Source organism: Moorena bouillonii PNG (assembly GCF_001942495.1).
GTDB lineage: Bacteria > Cyanobacteriota > Cyanobacteriia > Cyanobacteriales > Coleofasciculaceae > Moorena > Moorena bouillonii.
Genome location: NZ_MKZS01000001.1, coordinates 3,870,240 through 3,885,897 on the forward strand (window position 1 = coordinate 3,870,240; position 15,658 = coordinate 3,885,897).

Consider the following 15,658-nt stretch of genomic DNA (forward strand, 5'->3'; position numbering starts at 1 on the left):
AATTAGCTCAAGGTTTCTACTAACTTAGCTACTCGTTCTTTAATTTCATCTCGGACACGTCGAAACGTCTCTAGTGGTTGCCCATCAGGATCATCGAGCTGCCAATCTTCAAACACATCTCGTAATACCCAGGCTTCTGGTAAATTAACACCACAGCCGCACAAGGAAATGACAGCATCATAGTCTTCAGCATTGAAATCCTTTAAAGGATTAGATGTCTGGTCAGTAATATCTATATTAATTTCATCCATGACTTGAATTGCTGTAGGATGAACTCGGCTTGCTTCTAGTCCAGAACTAGTAACAGAAATTTTCCCTTCTCCTAAGGTTCTAGCAAACCCCTCTGCCATTTGAGAACGGCAGGAATTTCTTTTACAAACAAACATGATTTGTTTCATAGTGATTGGTTACTTGTTACAGCAGTTTTAAATTGGGTAAGGTACAAATTATTGGATTTTAGGGAGCAGGGAGCAGGGAGCAGGGAGCAGGGAGCAGGTAAGAGGTAATAGCTAATAGCTAAGAGTTAAAAAATCCTGTGTACCTGATAGTTATGAAAAACGCTGTATTTGTTATTTTTTATTTGTTACTTGTTACTTTTAAGCTATAGCAATCCGTGTAGGAATTGTGATAATTTTTGATTCCATATTCCCTACTCCCGTCTTGATGCAATAGCGAGTGGGGGAAACCCCCAAGACCGCGCTGCATCGCTACTCCCTACTCCCTACTCCCTGTTGCCTGTTCCGAGATCCGCTGTTCCCTTTGCTATATGCTTTTACTTAATATCCCGAAATCCATGGGAAAGTTGCCGATAAGCAATCACGGCTAATTGCGCTCCTACAATTGGGGCAACCCAATAAATCCATTGATGTTGCCAAATTCCAGCTACTAGGGCTGGCCCTAATGAACGGGCTGGATTCATGCTGGCACCGGTAATTGGTCCGAAGCAAGCTGCTTCTAATGCTACGGTTAAGCCAATAGCCAAACCAGCAAAGCCAATGGGAGCACGGCGGTCGAGACCAGAGCCTAAGATCACAAACATTAAGATAAAGGTGAGTACTACTTCCAGCACTAAGGATTGAAACCAGTTCCCTTGTAGAGGCAGAGTTGCGCCAAGATCAGCAACATACCCCAGTGTCAACAACAGTAATGTTGAAGCAGCGATCGCACCAATGCATTGAGCGAGGATATAAGGTAACACCTTGCGAGCGGGAAAAAAGCCACTAGCCCAGAAAGCAAGAGTCACAGCTGGGTTAATATGGGCATCGCTAATATGTCCTGTGGCATAGATTAAAGCAGCGACCACTGCTCCAAACACAAAACTGACGCCCAGATGAGTTAAGGCTCCCCCAGTGATGTGATTCACCATGACAGCACCAGTGCCAACAAAGACTAAGATAAATGTAGCCATGCCTTCAGTTACTGCCTCTCGCCAGCAATGGGATATTAAGAGCCAGAGAGTTTGTTTGGGTATCAGTTTGCGGATTCTCATTTAACGGTGATCTAATTTATCCACAGCAGGAGGATTTAACAGTATTGGATTCCTGCTCAGAATTGTCGGTAATCTTCAGATTCAGCTCGGGTGCGGTATCTTCGACGTTCACTACAAATACTTCCCAGCGGTTACCATCTGGGTCACTTACCCACACCTTATCCTGGATGGCATAGCAACAGTGAGTGTTCTTTTCCTCTAACATCTCTAGTCCTGCAGCTTGAAAACGCTTGATCTGAGCTTGTACCTCTTCTGTACTTTCAACCTGTACACCTAGATGAGATAATGTCCCACCAGAGTGCATGTTGGGGTTTAGTTCTAGGGTGAGATTGAGGGGCGGATTTGCCAAATCAAATTTGGCGTAGTCAGGTTTGTATTTAACTGGAGACACACCAAACATTGCCTGGTAAAACGTGACAGATTTGTGAAGGTCAGTGACATTCAGGGAGACATGAGTTTTGAGAGTAGCCATTAAGATCCCTCCTGTTTTACTAATTAGTCAATCCTAATATATCAAAAAAAATTGATTTATTGCTTAAACAATAGTTAAGCCATCGGCTGAATTGGCTAATGGTATTGGGCTAATGGTATTAGGTACATCAAGAGCAGTTGACAGGGTCGGTGCTTTAAGACACTCTATACCCTGATCAGAGCCCTAGAGCCATTCAACCTAGACTTTAAACTAGTCTGAGCAACAACTACGGGCAGGTACCATCACACCTGTGCGACGAAATTCTGCCAAATATTGCTCTAAAACCACAAACTGGGGCAAATTCAAGCTGTAGTACATCCACCTTCCCTGTTGGCGGGGGCGAATCAGACCAGCTTGTTTAAGGGTTTTCAGGTGAAATGATAGTTTTGATTGCTGGACATTTAAGCGATCGCATAAATCACACACACACAACTCTTGTGATCGCAGTAGCTCAATCACTGCCAGGCGCAGGGGATCGGAAAGAGCATGGAAGCCAGCGAGGATAGTAGTGGAGTCTGGAGCAGAAGTGGCTTGCATCAATTTTTATTGAATTATTCTGTGGGTTGGACATCGATAAATTTTATTAATCGCACTTTTGGATCAGATAGATTACTATACTTCTTCGCTTTGTCTTCTATTATCTTCAGTTGTCCTAGTGCTTTGCTACAAGAGAAACCAAATTGAGCTTTGACGCGATCACTACCATCCTCAAGTGCAGTCCGAGACAGTGCCACAAATTCCGAAAGGGAATAGTCTTGCTCAGAGGTTGTCTGAGAAGTCCCATTTGCTACATCCAAGCCCCCGTTGGTCCCCCAATTTTGGGGGACTTTTAGAAGCAAATTGACTCTTGTTCCCCCCAAAGTTGGGGGGCTAGGGGGGCAAAATTCAGTATCAAAAAACTTGGGAGATATCCTCTCAGCATTAAAATATTTCTTGACCACTAGAGAAGGGGAATAGCAAAGTTCTTGATTACCATCAGGCCATTCAATTTTAAAGTGAGTTTCAGGCATTTTTTTATCTTATTCGATTTTATATTTATAATTTTTTATTTTACTAATTATAACGATAAATTTTAACAAACACTCGCTGTCCACTCAACGACTAACCTCTGCTTATTTTTACTTTTTTAAATACTCTTTCGAGCCTTAACAGCCACTAATTTTAAAAAGTATAAACTTCAGTTTATGGCAATATTTATCAGTCAACCAGATCCCGTATAATTGGAATCTGTTGCAGACAGATAAGGTTTAGGGAACCCATGTAGCGGTCGCGATTATCGGTAATTAGTGGTATCTAGAACACTAGCAATCTTCAAAAGTCTTCAACAAACTCTGAAACAATCTCATCCCATCGATATTGCCTAACATCGGATCAGCTGCTCGTTCTGGATGGGGCATCATACCCAAAATTTTGCCAGTGGTATCACAAATTCCGGCAATGTTATGTAGGGAACCATTGGGATTACCTGTTGTCTCTATCTCTCCTGAAACAGTAGCGTAACGAAACAATACCTGACCATTATCTTCGAGAGCTTTAAGAGTGTCAGCATCAGCGTAGTAGCGCCCTTCACCATGGGCAATAGGTAGAGTTATAATTTCTCCTGGGTGATAAGCTGTAGTCCAATATAAATCAGTGCGCTCTACTTTAACTGGAACGCGATCGCAAATAAAATGTAAGTCCCGATTTCTGACTAATGCCCCTGGTAAAAGCCCCATTTCGGTCAGCATCTGGAAACCATTACAAATGCCCAGGACAAATTTACCCTGTTTAGCATGGTCTACCACCATTGGCATGACTGGAGAAAATTGGGCAATCGCGCCACAGCGCAGGTAATCTCCATAGCTAAAGCCCCCTGGGAGTACCACCACATCTAAGTCAGAAATATCGGTTTCCTGATGCCAAACCATCCTGGTTGGACATTGGAGTAAGCTAGTTGTAACATAGGCCAAATCGCGATCACAGTTTGACCCAGGAAAGACCACCACCCCAAATTTCATGCTTCCACTCCTAGTTTTGCTGAAATCTCAACCAATTCAAAGCGATAATTTTCAATAACTGGGTTGGCTAAGAGCTGGTCACAGATCTGATTCAATTGTTCTCGCGCCATATCTTCATTAGCAGCACTCAGGCTAAGTTCGATATATTTACCAATACGCACCTGTTCTATACTCTCATAGCCTAGCTGCTTCAGTCCTGACTCAACAGCTACACCGGCTGGATCCAATACGGAATTTCTAAGTGTAACATAAATAGAAGCCTGATATTTGTTAATCACAACTCTCCCCTTTCACTATATAATGATAATGGATATAAGATCAAGGATGAAGGATCAAGGATTAAAAAAGTCTATCAGCAACTAGTATTTTTTGAACTAGTATTTTTTTTAGCTGCCACAGCGCGTAACTAGCGATAGCCTAATCCTGGGATTTGGGCACAGCCGCGCTCATTGTTGCTCATGATCCGTTTATCATTCATCCTTCTTTACAGTTTGAACCAACAAGCACCATTAACATCAAAAAAATTCTAGGATATTAAAAAAAGATTAATGAAAGGCCAACGCACCCGCTCTCAAGAGCGAATTCTGAAACTGCTCACAACCTTGAATCGGGCTATGTCGGCCCAAGATCTTTATGTAGAGCTGCGCAAACGTAAGCAATCTATGGGTTTAGCTACAGTTTACCGCGCTTTGGATGCTTTAAAACTAGAAGGAATGGTGCAAGTCCGGACTCTTGGTAGTGGAGAATCCCTCTACAGTGGTGTACAAAATGATCAACATCACCTCACTTGTCTCAATTGTGACATGTCTATTCCCATTGAAGAATGTCCCATACCTCAATTACAGAAGAAGTTGCAAGATTCTTATCAATTCACGATTTTTTACCATACCTTGGAATTTTTCGGATTATGTGAACAGTGTTCTGTAACCAATGCTACAGAATATCAAGAGTCAGAATGAGATAATACCGTAATCACCTACAACAGCAATGCTAACAGAAGCTTGGTGATTCTTCCTTAGCGGCTTAGCTAGCCAAAGACACGATCCCAGTACAATGTACAATTTTCAATGGAACATTGAACAGGGATTCAGTGTCATCAAAATAATCAAAAGCTTAAAAAAGGGTGATAAGTACTTTAGAGGCATAGTCCAAATTGGCTTTTGCTAGACTTTCAGCCTCGAAGGTACATTCTTATTTTAATAGGTGCTTGTGTTATGGCTAATATCAGGGAAGTTGTACAAAAAGCACTCAAAACTGGCTATTTGAGTGTGACAGAAGAAGACAAGCTACGGAAGCTTCTAACCAGAAAATATCCACTGGAAGACTTAAATGCCTTCATGAAGCTACAGCTAGCTGTGATGAATGGTTGTGTTAAGCAAGAATCTCGTGAGATGTTCTGTTCCAAGGAACTTTCTCAAGGGATTTAGGTGTCCTGTGGTTATACCAGCGCCAACCAGTTAAAACTGCGTTGGCTAGAATCGCTGTCAACAGGCTCCTATATCCCTTGGCTATATTAACACCTGTGGATTTACTCTGTTTTTACTTTCACCATTCAACCGTCATACTATCGATTAGTGTGGTGGTGGCAAAACCAATCAAGAGTTACATTGTTTAGGTCTGGCGGGGTAATGGTAAGCAAGAATAATCCTTAATTTTCCATTACTGTCAATTACACTAATTTTACCATAGAAAAAATCGAGGAGCTTGCAACTCTGCCATCGGGGATGGCGCTCCTCGGGCTAAAAGATTTTTTAAGCCTAGACATAAAACCTACCTAAACGGGGATACCCGTCTAGGTATGGGTGATTTACTCTCAACTACCCCTTTGATTCACATTCATGCCTAGGGAATTGGGGTTAACCTTGTCGCCATCACCGACAATCGAACGCATCCCTTCAATGGTTGCCGGAATGCTGCGAGGATCCATAAACATAACTTTACTACTCTCGCTAGTGCCAACTTGCATACCCATATCGATATAATTCTGAGCCAGTAAAAACTGGAGAGCATCACGAGCATTGGGGTCATTATTAAGAGTCTTAGCCACAATTTTCAGAGCCTCAGCAGTGGCTTGTGCCTTGAGAACCTGCTGCTGTCGTTCTGCCTGCGCTTTGAGAACGATTGCCTGTTGTTGGGCTTCAGCATCCATAATCGCAGCTTTTTTACGGGCCCCAGCATCTAACTCTAGTGCCTCAGCTTTACCTCTGGCAGTGTTAACCGCAGATTCTCGTTCCCCTTCAGAGGTCAGAATTGCCGCCCGCTTACGGCGTTCTGCCGACATCTGTAACTCCATTGAGTCCTGCACTGCCTGAGACGGCACAATATCCCGCAGTTCAACCCGCGTGACTTTAACCCCCCAAGGATCAGTGGAAATGTCTAATTCCCGCAGTAGGGTTTCATTGATTTGAGAGCGAGCGGTAAAGGTTTGATCCAGTTCCAGTTTACCCATTTCAGCTCGAATCTGGGTCAGCACCAAGTTCTGCATGGCGGAGCGCAGGTCTTCAACCTTATAGTAGGCTTTCTCCATATCCATGATCCGCCAGTAAACTACAGCGTCAACGGTAATGGAAACATTGTCGGAGGTGATACAAGGCTGAGGTGGCACATCAAGGACTTTTTCCCGAATGGTTTGCTGGTAAACCACTCGCTCAATCACGGGAATGACAAAGTTGAGCCCAGGTTCGAGTTTTTTGCCACTATATTTTCCCAATCGTTCCACTAAGGCTTGGTTTCCTTGATTAATAATCTTGACGGAACCGAGAAGACCTGAACCGCCCAAAGCTAAAAAGACAAGTAAAAACCACTGTGACACGCTCTTTCCTCCCTTTCGGGTAGTGTTTTACAAATTTGTTGTTAGAGGGGGAGCGGATGGGTGGGGAAGGGCAGAAAACTTAATTTAGACTGATTTAGTCTGATTCTCAAGTGCTTGAAGCTGACTTTATGACCCTCTGTCCAACCTGACTGTTCCACGTATCTTTTGTCAAAAAATACTGGACCCGGTGAGCAGGGAGACTCCCAACAACTAGTAACTAGGGGGACTAATAGATCTAACGTTGACTCTATTACTCCATCACCCTATTAACCCATCACTATCCCCTGAAGCTGGCAGAGCACCCTTGGTCGATCAGCTTCAGTCATGCAATAGGTGATGAGGCACAACAATCAGGGTAGTGCCTTCCCTGCGCACTACGTAGACTTTTTGGTTGGATGCGATCGCATCTGCATAGTCTTCACAACGGGCACGCCATGAGTTGCCTTCATAGAGTACCCGTCCAGTTCCCCCCGGCAGAATTTCTGTCAAGGTTTGAGCTTCCATCGCATCCAAATTTTTGCCCACTCTAGCAGGGGGCATCAGGCGACGGGATAAAAAGACTGAAGCAGTGGAAAGCAGCAACCATAACCCCACTTGTAGGGTATAAGATATGGGCAAAATCGAGATCAAAAATGCTACCACCAAAGCACTGATGCCCATTATGAAAGCAACAAATGCTGTTGGCACAAACAGCTCGACTAAGCACAGCATTGACCCGGCAATTAGCCAAAGCATCGAGGAACTTACCATCGGCTCATAATATACAGGGTATCGGGTAAGTAGTTGCGGGTAACTCTAATTTATTTTGTCTGAGGTCAGACAAAGATCGCTCGTTGCTGAGTTATGTTAATTTTCTTGAATCTACTAGACAAATTTGAGAGAAAATGTTTAAAAGCTCAAACAACCCCTCTTGTGACATACTCCTACACTTAACTCGCAGAGTCAGTGTAGGCTTCTTGCCAACTCCACCCAACGGGAACGGATACAAGGCCGTAGGCCACGCGGGGCGCGTTCGGCAAGCTTTATTGACGACACGAGATGCCCCTACGCATGAAGTTACCGTAAGGATAGGGTCGCCTTAATCAAAAAGTTGTAACCATGCATCTGCATAGCCTGCTGACCATAAAGGCGACCCTATCCTAAGATTTCGTCTCCTAGCCGGAACAATACAAACAAAAAAGTTCTATTTTTAGGTAGTAGGTGGCGGTTAGCTCTTAATTTGATTACCCTACTATGTTCATTATAGATGATCACAAAGTATCAAAGTTCTTGTCTGCCATTCATCCCACGCCGACATGCAAGTGGGGACGTGGGGCATAAGCGCGGACCTTAGCTAATTTATCTCAGCCGTTTAGAATTTGACCGTATAGCCGTAAATTAACTTCATAGGTATTAGCCGTGGATCGTTATCTTTGGGCAGTGGGTTCTGCTGCCGTAGAGCTACCAGTTGGAGAACAAGTGGCAGACCGCTACCAGGTAGTTGCCCCGCAAATTTGGCAGGATATGCAGCCAGAACTGCCACCGGATTTTCCTGAACAACTCAACGGCCATATTCTTCCTTACCTACGCTTGTATCCCCACTGCCTCCATGTGCCAGAGGTTTATGGGATATGCCAGTTGCCACAGCAACGGAATTTTCTGTCTACACCTGGTCAAGATGTAGTCATTTTGCTTGAAAATGCCCCGATTGATGCCAATGGCAACTTATATCCCTCAATGGAGTCGATGTGGACATCTGCGACCGCAGTGCGTCAAGTCTATTGGCTTTGGCAAATTTGGGAATTATGGATACCCTTATCAGAATTGGGTGTGGCTTCTAGCCTTTTAGTGCCAACTAATTTGCGAGTTCAAGGGTGGCGGCTGCGACTACGGGAATTATATCAAGATACCATGGCTGATAGGAGTATATCACCAGTTGTACCGTCTAATGGTCTAGAGGATAGGGGATTTGATACAGGATTTGATACATTGGTTTCCCCAGACTCCCCTGGCGAACCGAATTCTGTGAGTGAACCCTCTGTCGATGCTAGTATTAAACAGCTAGGAGAGTGCTGGGAAGCTTGGTGTCGCAAAGCCTCAGTGTCTGTGGCGGATCCGCTACAAGCTATTGCCCAACACCTGCAAACTGAACACCCCTCCTTAAGTGCGATCGCATCCCAACTTAACCACCTATTACTTGAGCAAGCTGCTCACCAGCCGTTACGCTTACAAATTGCTGGTATCACCGCAACTGGTTCAAGTCACAGCCACAATGAAGACAGTTGCTATCCTACTAAGGCTGACTTGATTAAAGACCCAGAGCAATCCCAAGACCCCTTGATTCCCCACCTGTCGATTATTTGTGATGGTATTGGTGGTCACGAAGGGGGGGAAATTGCTAGTCAGTTAGCACTACAGTCGATTAAATTACAGGTTCGGGCATTACTGGCTGAGTTGAACGAAGATCCGGAGCTGATGACACCAGAACTCGTAACCGAGAATCTATCAGCAATTATCCGGGTTGCCAATAATATGATTTCTTCTCGTAACGATCAACAAGAACGAGAATCCCGGCGTCGCATGGCTACTACCTTAACCCTAGCGCTACAACTTCCCCAAATGGTGAATACACCAGAAGGGAAAACCAATGGTCACGAAATCTATATCGCTAGTGTAGGAGATAGTCGTGCTTACTGGCTTACTCCTGACTATTGCCAGCAGCTAACTGTGGATGATGATGTAGCTACTCGGGAGGTCAGGCTTGGTCGTAGTCTTTATCGACAAGCGTTGCAGCGATCTGATGCACAAGCACTCACTCAAGCCTTAGGGACAAAGGAAGCTGAATTACTTCGTCCCACTGTGCAACGGTTTATTGTGGAAGAAGATGGTTTGCTGCTGCTGTGTTCCGATGGGTTGAGCAACAACAACTTGATTGAAAAATTTGGTCGAGATTTACCGCAAAAAGTCAATAGCCACCGAATTTCCGTCGAATCGGCAGCTGAGTCTTTAATTGAGCTAGGGTTTAAACATAATGGTCAAGATGACATTTCGGTGGTGCTAACATACTGTGCTGTCTCTCCCCAATATCCGACAGTGCTAAATTTGGGAGACATCTCTAGCTCCAAAGAACTACAGGTGGTTAATCTGGAACAGCAAACTGCTCTGACTCCATCACTACCAGCGGAAATAACTACAACCAATGACAAGAAACCTGAAACCACCCGCTCATACCGGGATTGGATTAGAGCCTTGTTTGGGCTGCTGGGGGTAGTCGGTATACTTGTTGGGGCTGGTGCTATTTTACTGGCTACCCAATGGGTACTCGCTCCTGAGGGCTTCCAGAAAATGCGCGATCGCTTTTTCCCATCACCGGATCCAAATCTACCAGAGTCTTCACCTACCGACCAGGAGCTGCCAGATAACTAAGGGTGAAACTAAGGGTGAAAAAGATTTACATTATAATCTATTCTTAGAATTTTAACCAAGAATCATCGGCATCAGACCAGGGAACTAATGCCATTAAACCTAAATTTTGTTTATGCTCACAACTGTGCTCAATGTAAACAACCCACTCTGTGAGACAATAAGAAGGTTGCCTGAGCCAACCCTAGCTTAGGTAAGGGATGTCTGTATAATAGTTAGAGTTACTTATCATATGAAAGTTGGCGATCGCGTCCGAGTCAAAGAATCAGTTGTGGTATATACCCATCCCGAACACAGGAATAAACCTTTTGATATTAAAGGTCTCGAAGGGGAAGTTACCGGAATAATTTATGAGTGGCAAGGTAGGCCAGTCAGCGCCAATTTACCAATACAAGTCAAGTTTGACAAAAAATTTAAAAAAGTTCACTTCCGTGAAGATGAACTAGAAATTATCCCGTAGGCGGCTATCTTATTAGTTAATACTATAAAAGTCAATCATAATTGCCATCAGAGCGATTTTTCAACAGGTAGGCACGGATAGGATAAAGTTACATGATTACTGTATCTATTGATAGCTATTACTATCCGTGTTGGCTCTAATTTTTTAAAGCATTTTTGAAGATAATAAGCTATCCGTATATTCTAATCGACCTATGAGTTGCGGCGACTGAACCAACCAAAAAGGTTGATATCGCTGCGCATTTTTTCTAATTCCTCTTGATGGCGTTGTGCTGTCAAATAATACCACTGGCAATAGTCTTCAAATTCTTGTCGATGCTCTACTTCCTGGCTAAACTCATAAGCTAGCTGGTAAGTGGCAAACATATCGGCTGCTGGTGGTGGTGCTGGGACAATCCGTTGGTATTCTTCTGGCATGGTAACTAGGAAAATATAGCTTTCTTCAAACTCATGAGGTGCAAATTCATGGGTTTTAGGGAACAGGGAACAGGGAACAGGGAACAGGGAACAGGGAACAGGGAACAGGGACCAGGGAACAGGGAACAGGGAACAGGGAACAGGGAACAGGGAACAGGGAACAGGGAACAGGGAACAGGGAACAGGGAACAGGGAACAGGGAACAGGGAACAGGGAACAGGGAACAGGGAACAGGGAACAGGGAACAGGGAACAGGGAACAGGGAACAGGGAACAGGGAACAGGGAACAGGGAACAGGGAACAGGGAACAGGGAACAGGGAACAGGGAACAGGGAACAGGGAACAGGGAACAGGGAACAGGGAACAGGGAACNGCTGGGACAATCCGTTGGTATTCTTCTGGCATGGTAACTAGGAAAATATAGCTTTCTTCAAACTCATGAGGTGCAAATTCATGGGTTTTAGGGAACAGGGAACAGGGAACAGGGAACAGGTAACAGGGAACAGGGAACAGGGAACAGGGAACAGGGAACAGGGAACAGGAAAGAGGGAAAAAATCCTGTGTACCTCATAGCTATGATAAAAGCTATTATCAAGAATAATCTTTGGTTCTTCAGTACCTGCTATGCGCTCATTTCAAGTCAAAAAACTCATAAAGCTTACTGTAAAAGGGTTGTGAGGCTATTTAATTAACAAAATTTTCTAAATACTGCCTCTTTCCCCTGCTCCCGTCTTGATGCAGTCGCTCATGGGGGAAACCACGGCAGTCGCTCATGGGGGGGGCCCCCAAGACCGCGCTGCCTTCCCAAGACCGCGCTGCATCGCTGCTCCGAAGTCCCTGCTCCCTTCGCCAAAGTGTTTATTTAGCATAACAAGTACGGAAGAGCCTAATATTTCAGCAACAATAATAATCTTATTACACCCAACCGCGAATGCGATAAGCTACTATTCCAATGTATTCCTTGATAGCACGGGTAATCCTAGACAATTGATCAGCATTTGGCAGAGAATGTAGCAAAGCAGCTTGACTACTACTGTTAGGTTCATCCAGTTCATATTGAGACACTAGAAAATCTGTTGGTGCTGGGATCACATCAATACCCTGACGCCGGAACACTAGGACAGAACGAGGCATATGGATGGCCGAAGTTACCAATAATACCTTGCGCAAATCCCGCTGATCCAAAATTTTCCGCACATTGACCGCATTTTGGTGAGTGTTGAAAGACCTAGACTCTTGTATGATAGCGGNTAAAGCTTACTGTAAAAGGGTTGTGAGGCTATTTAATTAACAAAATTTTCTAAATACTGCCTCTTTCCCCTGCTCCCGTCTTGATGCAGTCGCTCATGGGGGAAACCACGGCAGTCGCTCATGGGGGGGACCCCCAAGACCGCGCTGCCTTCCCAAGACCGCGCTGCATCGCTGCTCCGAAGTCCCTGCTCCCTTCGCCAAAGTGTTTATTTAGCATAACAAGTACGGAAGAGCCTAATATTTCAGCAACAATAATAATCTTATTACACCCAACCGCGAATGCGATAAGCTACTATTCCAATGTATTCCTTGATAGCACGGGTAATCCTAGACAATTGATCAGCATTTGGCAGAGAATGTAGCAAAGCAGCTTGACTACTACTGTTAGGTTCATCCAGTTCATATTGAGACACTAGAAAATCTGTTGGTGCTGGGATCACATCAATACCCTGACGCCGGAACACTAGGACAGAACGAGGCATATGGATGGCCGAAGTTACCAATAATACCTTGCGCAAATCCCGCTGATCCAAAATTTTCCGCACATTGACCGCATTTTGGTGAGTGTTGAAAGACCTAGACTCTTGTATGATAGCGGCTCTGGGAACACCCAAGTCTTCTAATATCTGTGCCATGTCTTCTGATTCAGGGGCCAACCGTTGTGAGGATTGAGCACTTTGGGAAGAAAGTCGTTGGCTAGAGTTATTACTACTGGAACCCCAAACAATCCGACCACCAGCAGGAATCACCCAGGGAGCTTTCCCTTCACGGTATAGCTGAGCACCATAGAGAACGCGATCGCCTGCTTCATCCACTTCTGGAGTAGGTCGTGGTGGAAAAGGCGGTTTAGTCGCTCCCCCCAAGATCACGATCACATCAGCCTCAGGTAATTCTGAGGTAGGAAGATATTGCCACTCCAGAGAGCGTATTAAGCTGTTAGTTACCCAAGTATTACTTGAGACCAACAACACAATTAATGCCAAAGCCACGGGTATCGGTACCCAGCGAGGGTTGCGCCACGACATTACCAAAGCTACTACCAGTAGCACACAAGCCAGGCCCAAGGGGTACAGAAAGAGTGGCAATAGCTTTGAGAGAAATAAAAACATTTTAGATTTTAGTGACGATCAAACCACATCTATTCCATAGAGTGGTGTAGCAGTTGCCACTAATCTATCTCAAATATCTTGGTATTTACCTTTGACCAATAGCAATAACTAATTCCTCTTGCTTAACGTCTAAAAAATCTACTAATAGGATTGAGTAACCCTTGTGAGCGCCTCTTTTCTCTAACTTTTCGTTCCTGTACAGCTAAACGGATGCCAGTTAAGTCAGAAGTACCTTCCTCGGGATACTCTGCTTGCTGGGGTTGTAAGTCCCTGGGTTTGTCTGGGTGGTGCCACCAGTCAACTATCAAACCACCGGCTAAAGCGCCGATGCCACCAAATAGTAAGCTGAATTGGATGTCGTATCCCAGCAAGGCAAGGGCTAAGATAAAAAACACCAAAATTTGAAGCCCGCTTAAAAAACCGTCTTTCTTACCGTTCATCTGATTCAATCTAAGGTATATAGCTGTTTTGTTTCTAAGTTAGAGGTTAGAGGTTATAGATTATAGGGGCTAGCTCGCCACTGTCCAATTACCCTCCCTTTGCCGCTTATCCTGTTATTCAACCTTTCCCCTCTGCCATATCAACGGATTACATTCTACCAAAGCCAATTAAACTAAAAGGATTAGTCACAACTGCCGCTAGAGCAGCTATCGGGTTTCAGCTTTTCGATAAAGTAACCATAGTCCTTCTCAACTTGATCAGCATAAGTCAAAGCCAATTCCCTTACCAATTGTCGAAACTCCTTGTGGCGACCGTCAGTCAACTCATCCACCTGTTTGTCTATGGAATAAGGCACTAAGGTGGCATCGAAATCTTTGTCAGCTCGTGCGTGAGCTGTTGCCAACACTTGACCCCATTGTTCAGCTAGCTTAACAAAGCGTTTCTCTTTGGTTAGCTCAGTGATATCAAAGGTTTCCTTAAATGGCGATCGCTCTCGCACTGAGTAATACCCATCCCCTAGTTTCATCCAGCCCAGGTGATTATCGGTGTACTTGGTTAAGGCTCGATAGGCTAAAGCGTGACGTTGACCCTCATTGTTAAAATTTTTATCATACTTTTCCCGTTCCTCCTGACTCAGGTAATCATAGGCAGTAGGGGAAGATTGGAGTTTAATGTCCAATATCCGGTCATCCTTCTGGGAAGGAGTCTCACCCTCAATTAGGACATAATACCGGGGTATTCCTAAGGAACCAGTGCCAGCCAGTAAGCGTTGCGCAATATCTTTGACTCGGAAGTAGTCATTATCATAGTTAAATTTTTTTGTCAAGGTTTTCTTATAATCTGCGATCGCATTCTGAATATCCTGTCGCTCGGAAGCAGTAGCTTTGCCTAACTTAACCTTGGATAAATCGAAGCGACGCTGATTTCCGTCCAGTTCTGTCCATTTTTTCAACATTTTTTGGCGGCTTTCGCTAGCTTCCACTCCTTCTAGGAAGTCATCCAACTTCCCATAAGTATTGTCTTTAGTGAAGTAAGTCTCCAGTTCACGATCATTACCGCGATAGGAAGCCATAGTATCAAGATAGGACTCACTGAAGGCATCAATCCCCTTGTTCTGTTCCTCAGCAGACAAACCATTCTGACGACCGACCAATGCTAAACTAGCTGCCATGCGCCAGACATCATATTGGTAATCAGCAATAATCCCATCATCAAAGTCATCAAGTGCGTAAACGATTTCCCCTCGATTATTTTCATATGCCCCAAAGTTCTCGGCATGCATATCTCCGGATAACCAAATCTTGGTTTTGGCATTTCCAAAATCCTTGAGGCGATTATCCCCAGCAAAATCTTTCCAAAATAATTGGTTAGTGCCACGGTAGAAGACAAATTCAGAACAAGCCATTTTGCAATATTTAGTTTCTCGATCTTGATTGGAAATGTCAGTGTTTGCCTCCTGAATCGTTTTCACAACTACCGTTGCGCGATCCTTGGTTTTCATTGGGGGGTCCGGTCGGTCGGGGGAAGAACAGGATAGGTTAGTCAGTATTAGTAGGATTGCGATCGCACTCACATATACTGGTTGTTTACAAGTCTTCATCATTGAACTCAATAAACTCAAAATTACGTTAATCGTAAGCATTCAGTAGTCAGTGGTCAGCCGTGAGCTAAAGGCTCACGCTACGCGAACAGCTTTGTACCACAGGCTTAATGGCTGTGACATAACTCGGCATTATTCGAATGCTGACCTGTTTTATAGCGGTTTTTACTCCAATGAGGCAAACCATAAGCCTGAATTAACAAGCTTTT

General features: G+C 44.4%; 17 protein-coding genes. 4 read left to right on the plus strand and 13 right to left on the minus strand.

Annotated features, from left to right (window positions below; genetic code table 11):
• Positions 1 to 2: 2 nt before the first annotated feature.
• From arsC to purS, 7 genes are all read right to left on the minus strand, one after another.
• Complete coding sequence (gene arsC / locus BJP37_RS15815) at positions 3 to 398, minus strand: arsenate reductase, glutathione/glutaredoxin type (protein ID WP_075900154.1); 396 nt, start codon at positions 396 to 398, stop codon at positions 3 to 5.
• 374 nt (positions 399 to 772) lie between these two features.
• A complete protein-coding gene (locus BJP37_RS15820; protein WP_075900156.1) occupies positions 773 to 1,489 on the minus strand; it encodes an MIP/aquaporin family protein in 717 nt (238 codons plus the stop codon).
• A gap of 16 nt (positions 1,490 to 1,505) precedes the next feature.
• On the minus strand, positions 1,506 to 1,961 hold the full coding sequence (locus BJP37_RS15825) for an ArsI/CadI family heavy metal resistance metalloenzyme (RefSeq protein WP_075900158.1): 456 nt from the start codon (positions 1,959 to 1,961) through the stop codon (positions 1,506 to 1,508).
• A gap of 210 nt (positions 1,962 to 2,171) precedes the next feature.
• Positions 2,172 to 2,498, minus strand: a complete 327-nt coding sequence (locus BJP37_RS15830; protein ID WP_075900160.1) for an ArsR/SmtB family transcription factor — start codon at positions 2,496 to 2,498, stop codon at positions 2,172 to 2,174.
• 14 nt (positions 2,499 to 2,512) lie between these two features.
• On the minus strand, positions 2,513 to 2,971 hold the full coding sequence (locus BJP37_RS42555; protein ID WP_143727638.1) for a hypothetical protein: 459 nt from the start codon (positions 2,969 to 2,971) through the stop codon (positions 2,513 to 2,515).
• A gap of 291 nt (positions 2,972 to 3,262) precedes the next feature.
• Positions 3,263 to 3,958 (minus strand): phosphoribosylformylglycinamidine synthase subunit PurQ, encoded by a 696-nt coding sequence (gene purQ / locus BJP37_RS15840; protein WP_075900162.1) that lies wholly within the window; start codon positions 3,956 to 3,958, stop codon positions 3,263 to 3,265.
• Positions 3,955 to 4,236 (minus strand): phosphoribosylformylglycinamidine synthase subunit PurS, encoded by a 282-nt coding sequence (purS, locus tag BJP37_RS15845; protein WP_075900164.1) that lies wholly within the window; start codon positions 4,234 to 4,236, stop codon positions 3,955 to 3,957. The genes purQ and purS overlap by 4 nt, the downstream gene beginning before the upstream one ends.
• 270 nt (positions 4,237 to 4,506) lie before the next feature.
• Here purS and BJP37_RS15850 point away from each other — a divergent pair, with 270 nt between their 5' ends.
• Positions 4,507 to 4,917, plus strand: coding sequence for a Fur family transcriptional regulator (locus BJP37_RS15850; protein WP_075900166.1), 411 nt, complete (start codon positions 4,507 to 4,509; stop codon positions 4,915 to 4,917).
• Positions 4,918 to 5,172: 255 nt separating this feature from the next.
• On the plus strand, positions 5,173 to 5,385 hold the full coding sequence (locus BJP37_RS15855) for a hypothetical protein (RefSeq protein ID WP_075900168.1): 213 nt from the start codon (positions 5,173 to 5,175) through the stop codon (positions 5,383 to 5,385).
• A 386-nt stretch (positions 5,386 to 5,771) separates the two neighbouring features.
• On the opposite strand, the gene BJP37_RS15860 is transcribed toward BJP37_RS15855, so the two are convergent.
• On the minus strand, positions 5,772 to 6,770 hold the full coding sequence (locus BJP37_RS15860) for an SPFH domain-containing protein (protein ID WP_075900170.1): 999 nt from the start codon (positions 6,768 to 6,770) through the stop codon (positions 5,772 to 5,774).
• Between the two features lie 318 nt (positions 6,771 to 7,088).
• Complete coding sequence (locus BJP37_RS15865) at positions 7,089 to 7,520, minus strand: NfeD family protein (protein ID WP_075900172.1); 432 nt, start codon at positions 7,518 to 7,520, stop codon at positions 7,089 to 7,091.
• Positions 7,521 to 8,168: 648 nt separating this feature from the next.
• Here BJP37_RS15865 and BJP37_RS15870 point away from each other — a divergent pair.
• Entirely contained in the window at positions 8,169 to 10,175 is a 2,007-nt protein-coding gene (locus tag BJP37_RS15870; RefSeq protein WP_075900174.1) for a PP2C family protein-serine/threonine phosphatase, read from the plus strand.
• A gap of 229 nt (positions 10,176 to 10,404) precedes the next feature.
• Positions 10,405 to 10,632, plus strand: a complete 228-nt coding sequence (locus BJP37_RS15875) for a ferredoxin-thioredoxin reductase variable chain (RefSeq protein WP_075900176.1) — start codon at positions 10,405 to 10,407, stop codon at positions 10,630 to 10,632.
• Between the two features lie 1,331 nt (positions 10,633 to 11,963).
• Here BJP37_RS15875 and BJP37_RS15890 read toward each other — a convergent pair.
• The 4 genes from BJP37_RS15890 to BJP37_RS15905 form a co-directional block, all read right to left on the minus strand.
• Entirely contained in the window at positions 11,964 to 12,245 is a 282-nt protein-coding gene (locus tag BJP37_RS15890) for a YdcF family protein (protein ID WP_229415326.1), read from the minus strand.
• 317 nt (positions 12,246 to 12,562) lie between these two features.
• Positions 12,563 to 13,408: a YdcF family protein gene (locus BJP37_RS15895; protein ID WP_075900182.1), complete on the minus strand. Its 846-nt coding sequence runs from the start codon at positions 13,406 to 13,408 to the stop codon at positions 12,563 to 12,565.
• 122 nt (positions 13,409 to 13,530) lie between these two features.
• Positions 13,531 to 13,848, minus strand: coding sequence for a hypothetical protein (locus BJP37_RS15900; protein WP_075900184.1), 318 nt, complete (start codon positions 13,846 to 13,848; stop codon positions 13,531 to 13,533).
• 182 nt (positions 13,849 to 14,030) lie between these two features.
• Positions 14,031 to 15,452: a DUF2252 domain-containing protein gene (locus BJP37_RS15905; protein ID WP_229415327.1), complete on the minus strand. Its 1,422-nt coding sequence runs from the start codon at positions 15,450 to 15,452 to the stop codon at positions 14,031 to 14,033.
• Positions 15,453 to 15,658 lie beyond the last annotated feature (206 nt).

Bases quoted from the DNA above. Each gene is read 5' to 3' on its own strand.
- BJP37_RS15855 (WP_075900168.1), top strand. From the start codon at position 5,173: ATGGCTAATATCAGGGAAGTTGTACAAAAAGCACTCAAAACTGGCTAT.
- BJP37_RS15900 (WP_075900184.1), bottom strand. From the start codon at position 13,848: ATGAACGGTAAGAAAGACGGTTTTTTAAGCGGGCTTCAAATTTTGGTG.
- BJP37_RS15820 (WP_075900156.1), bottom strand. From the start codon at position 1,489: ATGAGAATCCGCAAACTGATACCCAAACAAACTCTCTGGCTCTTAATA.
- arsC (WP_075900154.1), bottom strand. From the start codon at position 398: ATGAAACAAATCATGTTTGTTTGTAAAAGAAATTCCTGCCGTTCTCAA.
- BJP37_RS42555 (WP_143727638.1), bottom strand. From the start codon at position 2,971: ATGCCTGAAACTCACTTTAAAATTGAATGGCCTGATGGTAATCAAGAA.
- purQ (WP_075900162.1), bottom strand. From the start codon at position 3,958: ATGAAATTTGGGGTGGTGGTCTTTCCTGGGTCAAACTGTGATCGCGAT.
- BJP37_RS15875 (WP_075900176.1), top strand. From the start codon at position 10,405: ATGAAAGTTGGCGATCGCGTCCGAGTCAAAGAATCAGTTGTGGTATAT.
- BJP37_RS15865 (WP_075900172.1), bottom strand. From the start codon at position 7,520: ATGGTAAGTTCCTCGATGCTTTGGCTAATTGCCGGGTCAATGCTGTGC.
- BJP37_RS15895 (WP_075900182.1), bottom strand. From the start codon at position 13,408: ATGTTTTTATTTCTCTCAAAGCTATTGCCACTCTTTCTGTACCCCTTG.
- BJP37_RS15905 (WP_229415327.1), bottom strand. From the start codon at position 15,452: ATGATGAAGACTTGTAAACAACCAGTATATGTGAGTGCGATCGCAATC.
- BJP37_RS15825 (WP_075900158.1), bottom strand. From the start codon at position 1,961: ATGGCTACTCTCAAAACTCATGTCTCCCTGAATGTCACTGACCTTCAC.
- BJP37_RS15830 (WP_075900160.1), bottom strand. From the start codon at position 2,498: ATGCAAGCCACTTCTGCTCCAGACTCCACTACTATCCTCGCTGGCTTC.
- BJP37_RS15850 (WP_075900166.1), top strand. From the start codon at position 4,507: ATGAAAGGCCAACGCACCCGCTCTCAAGAGCGAATTCTGAAACTGCTC.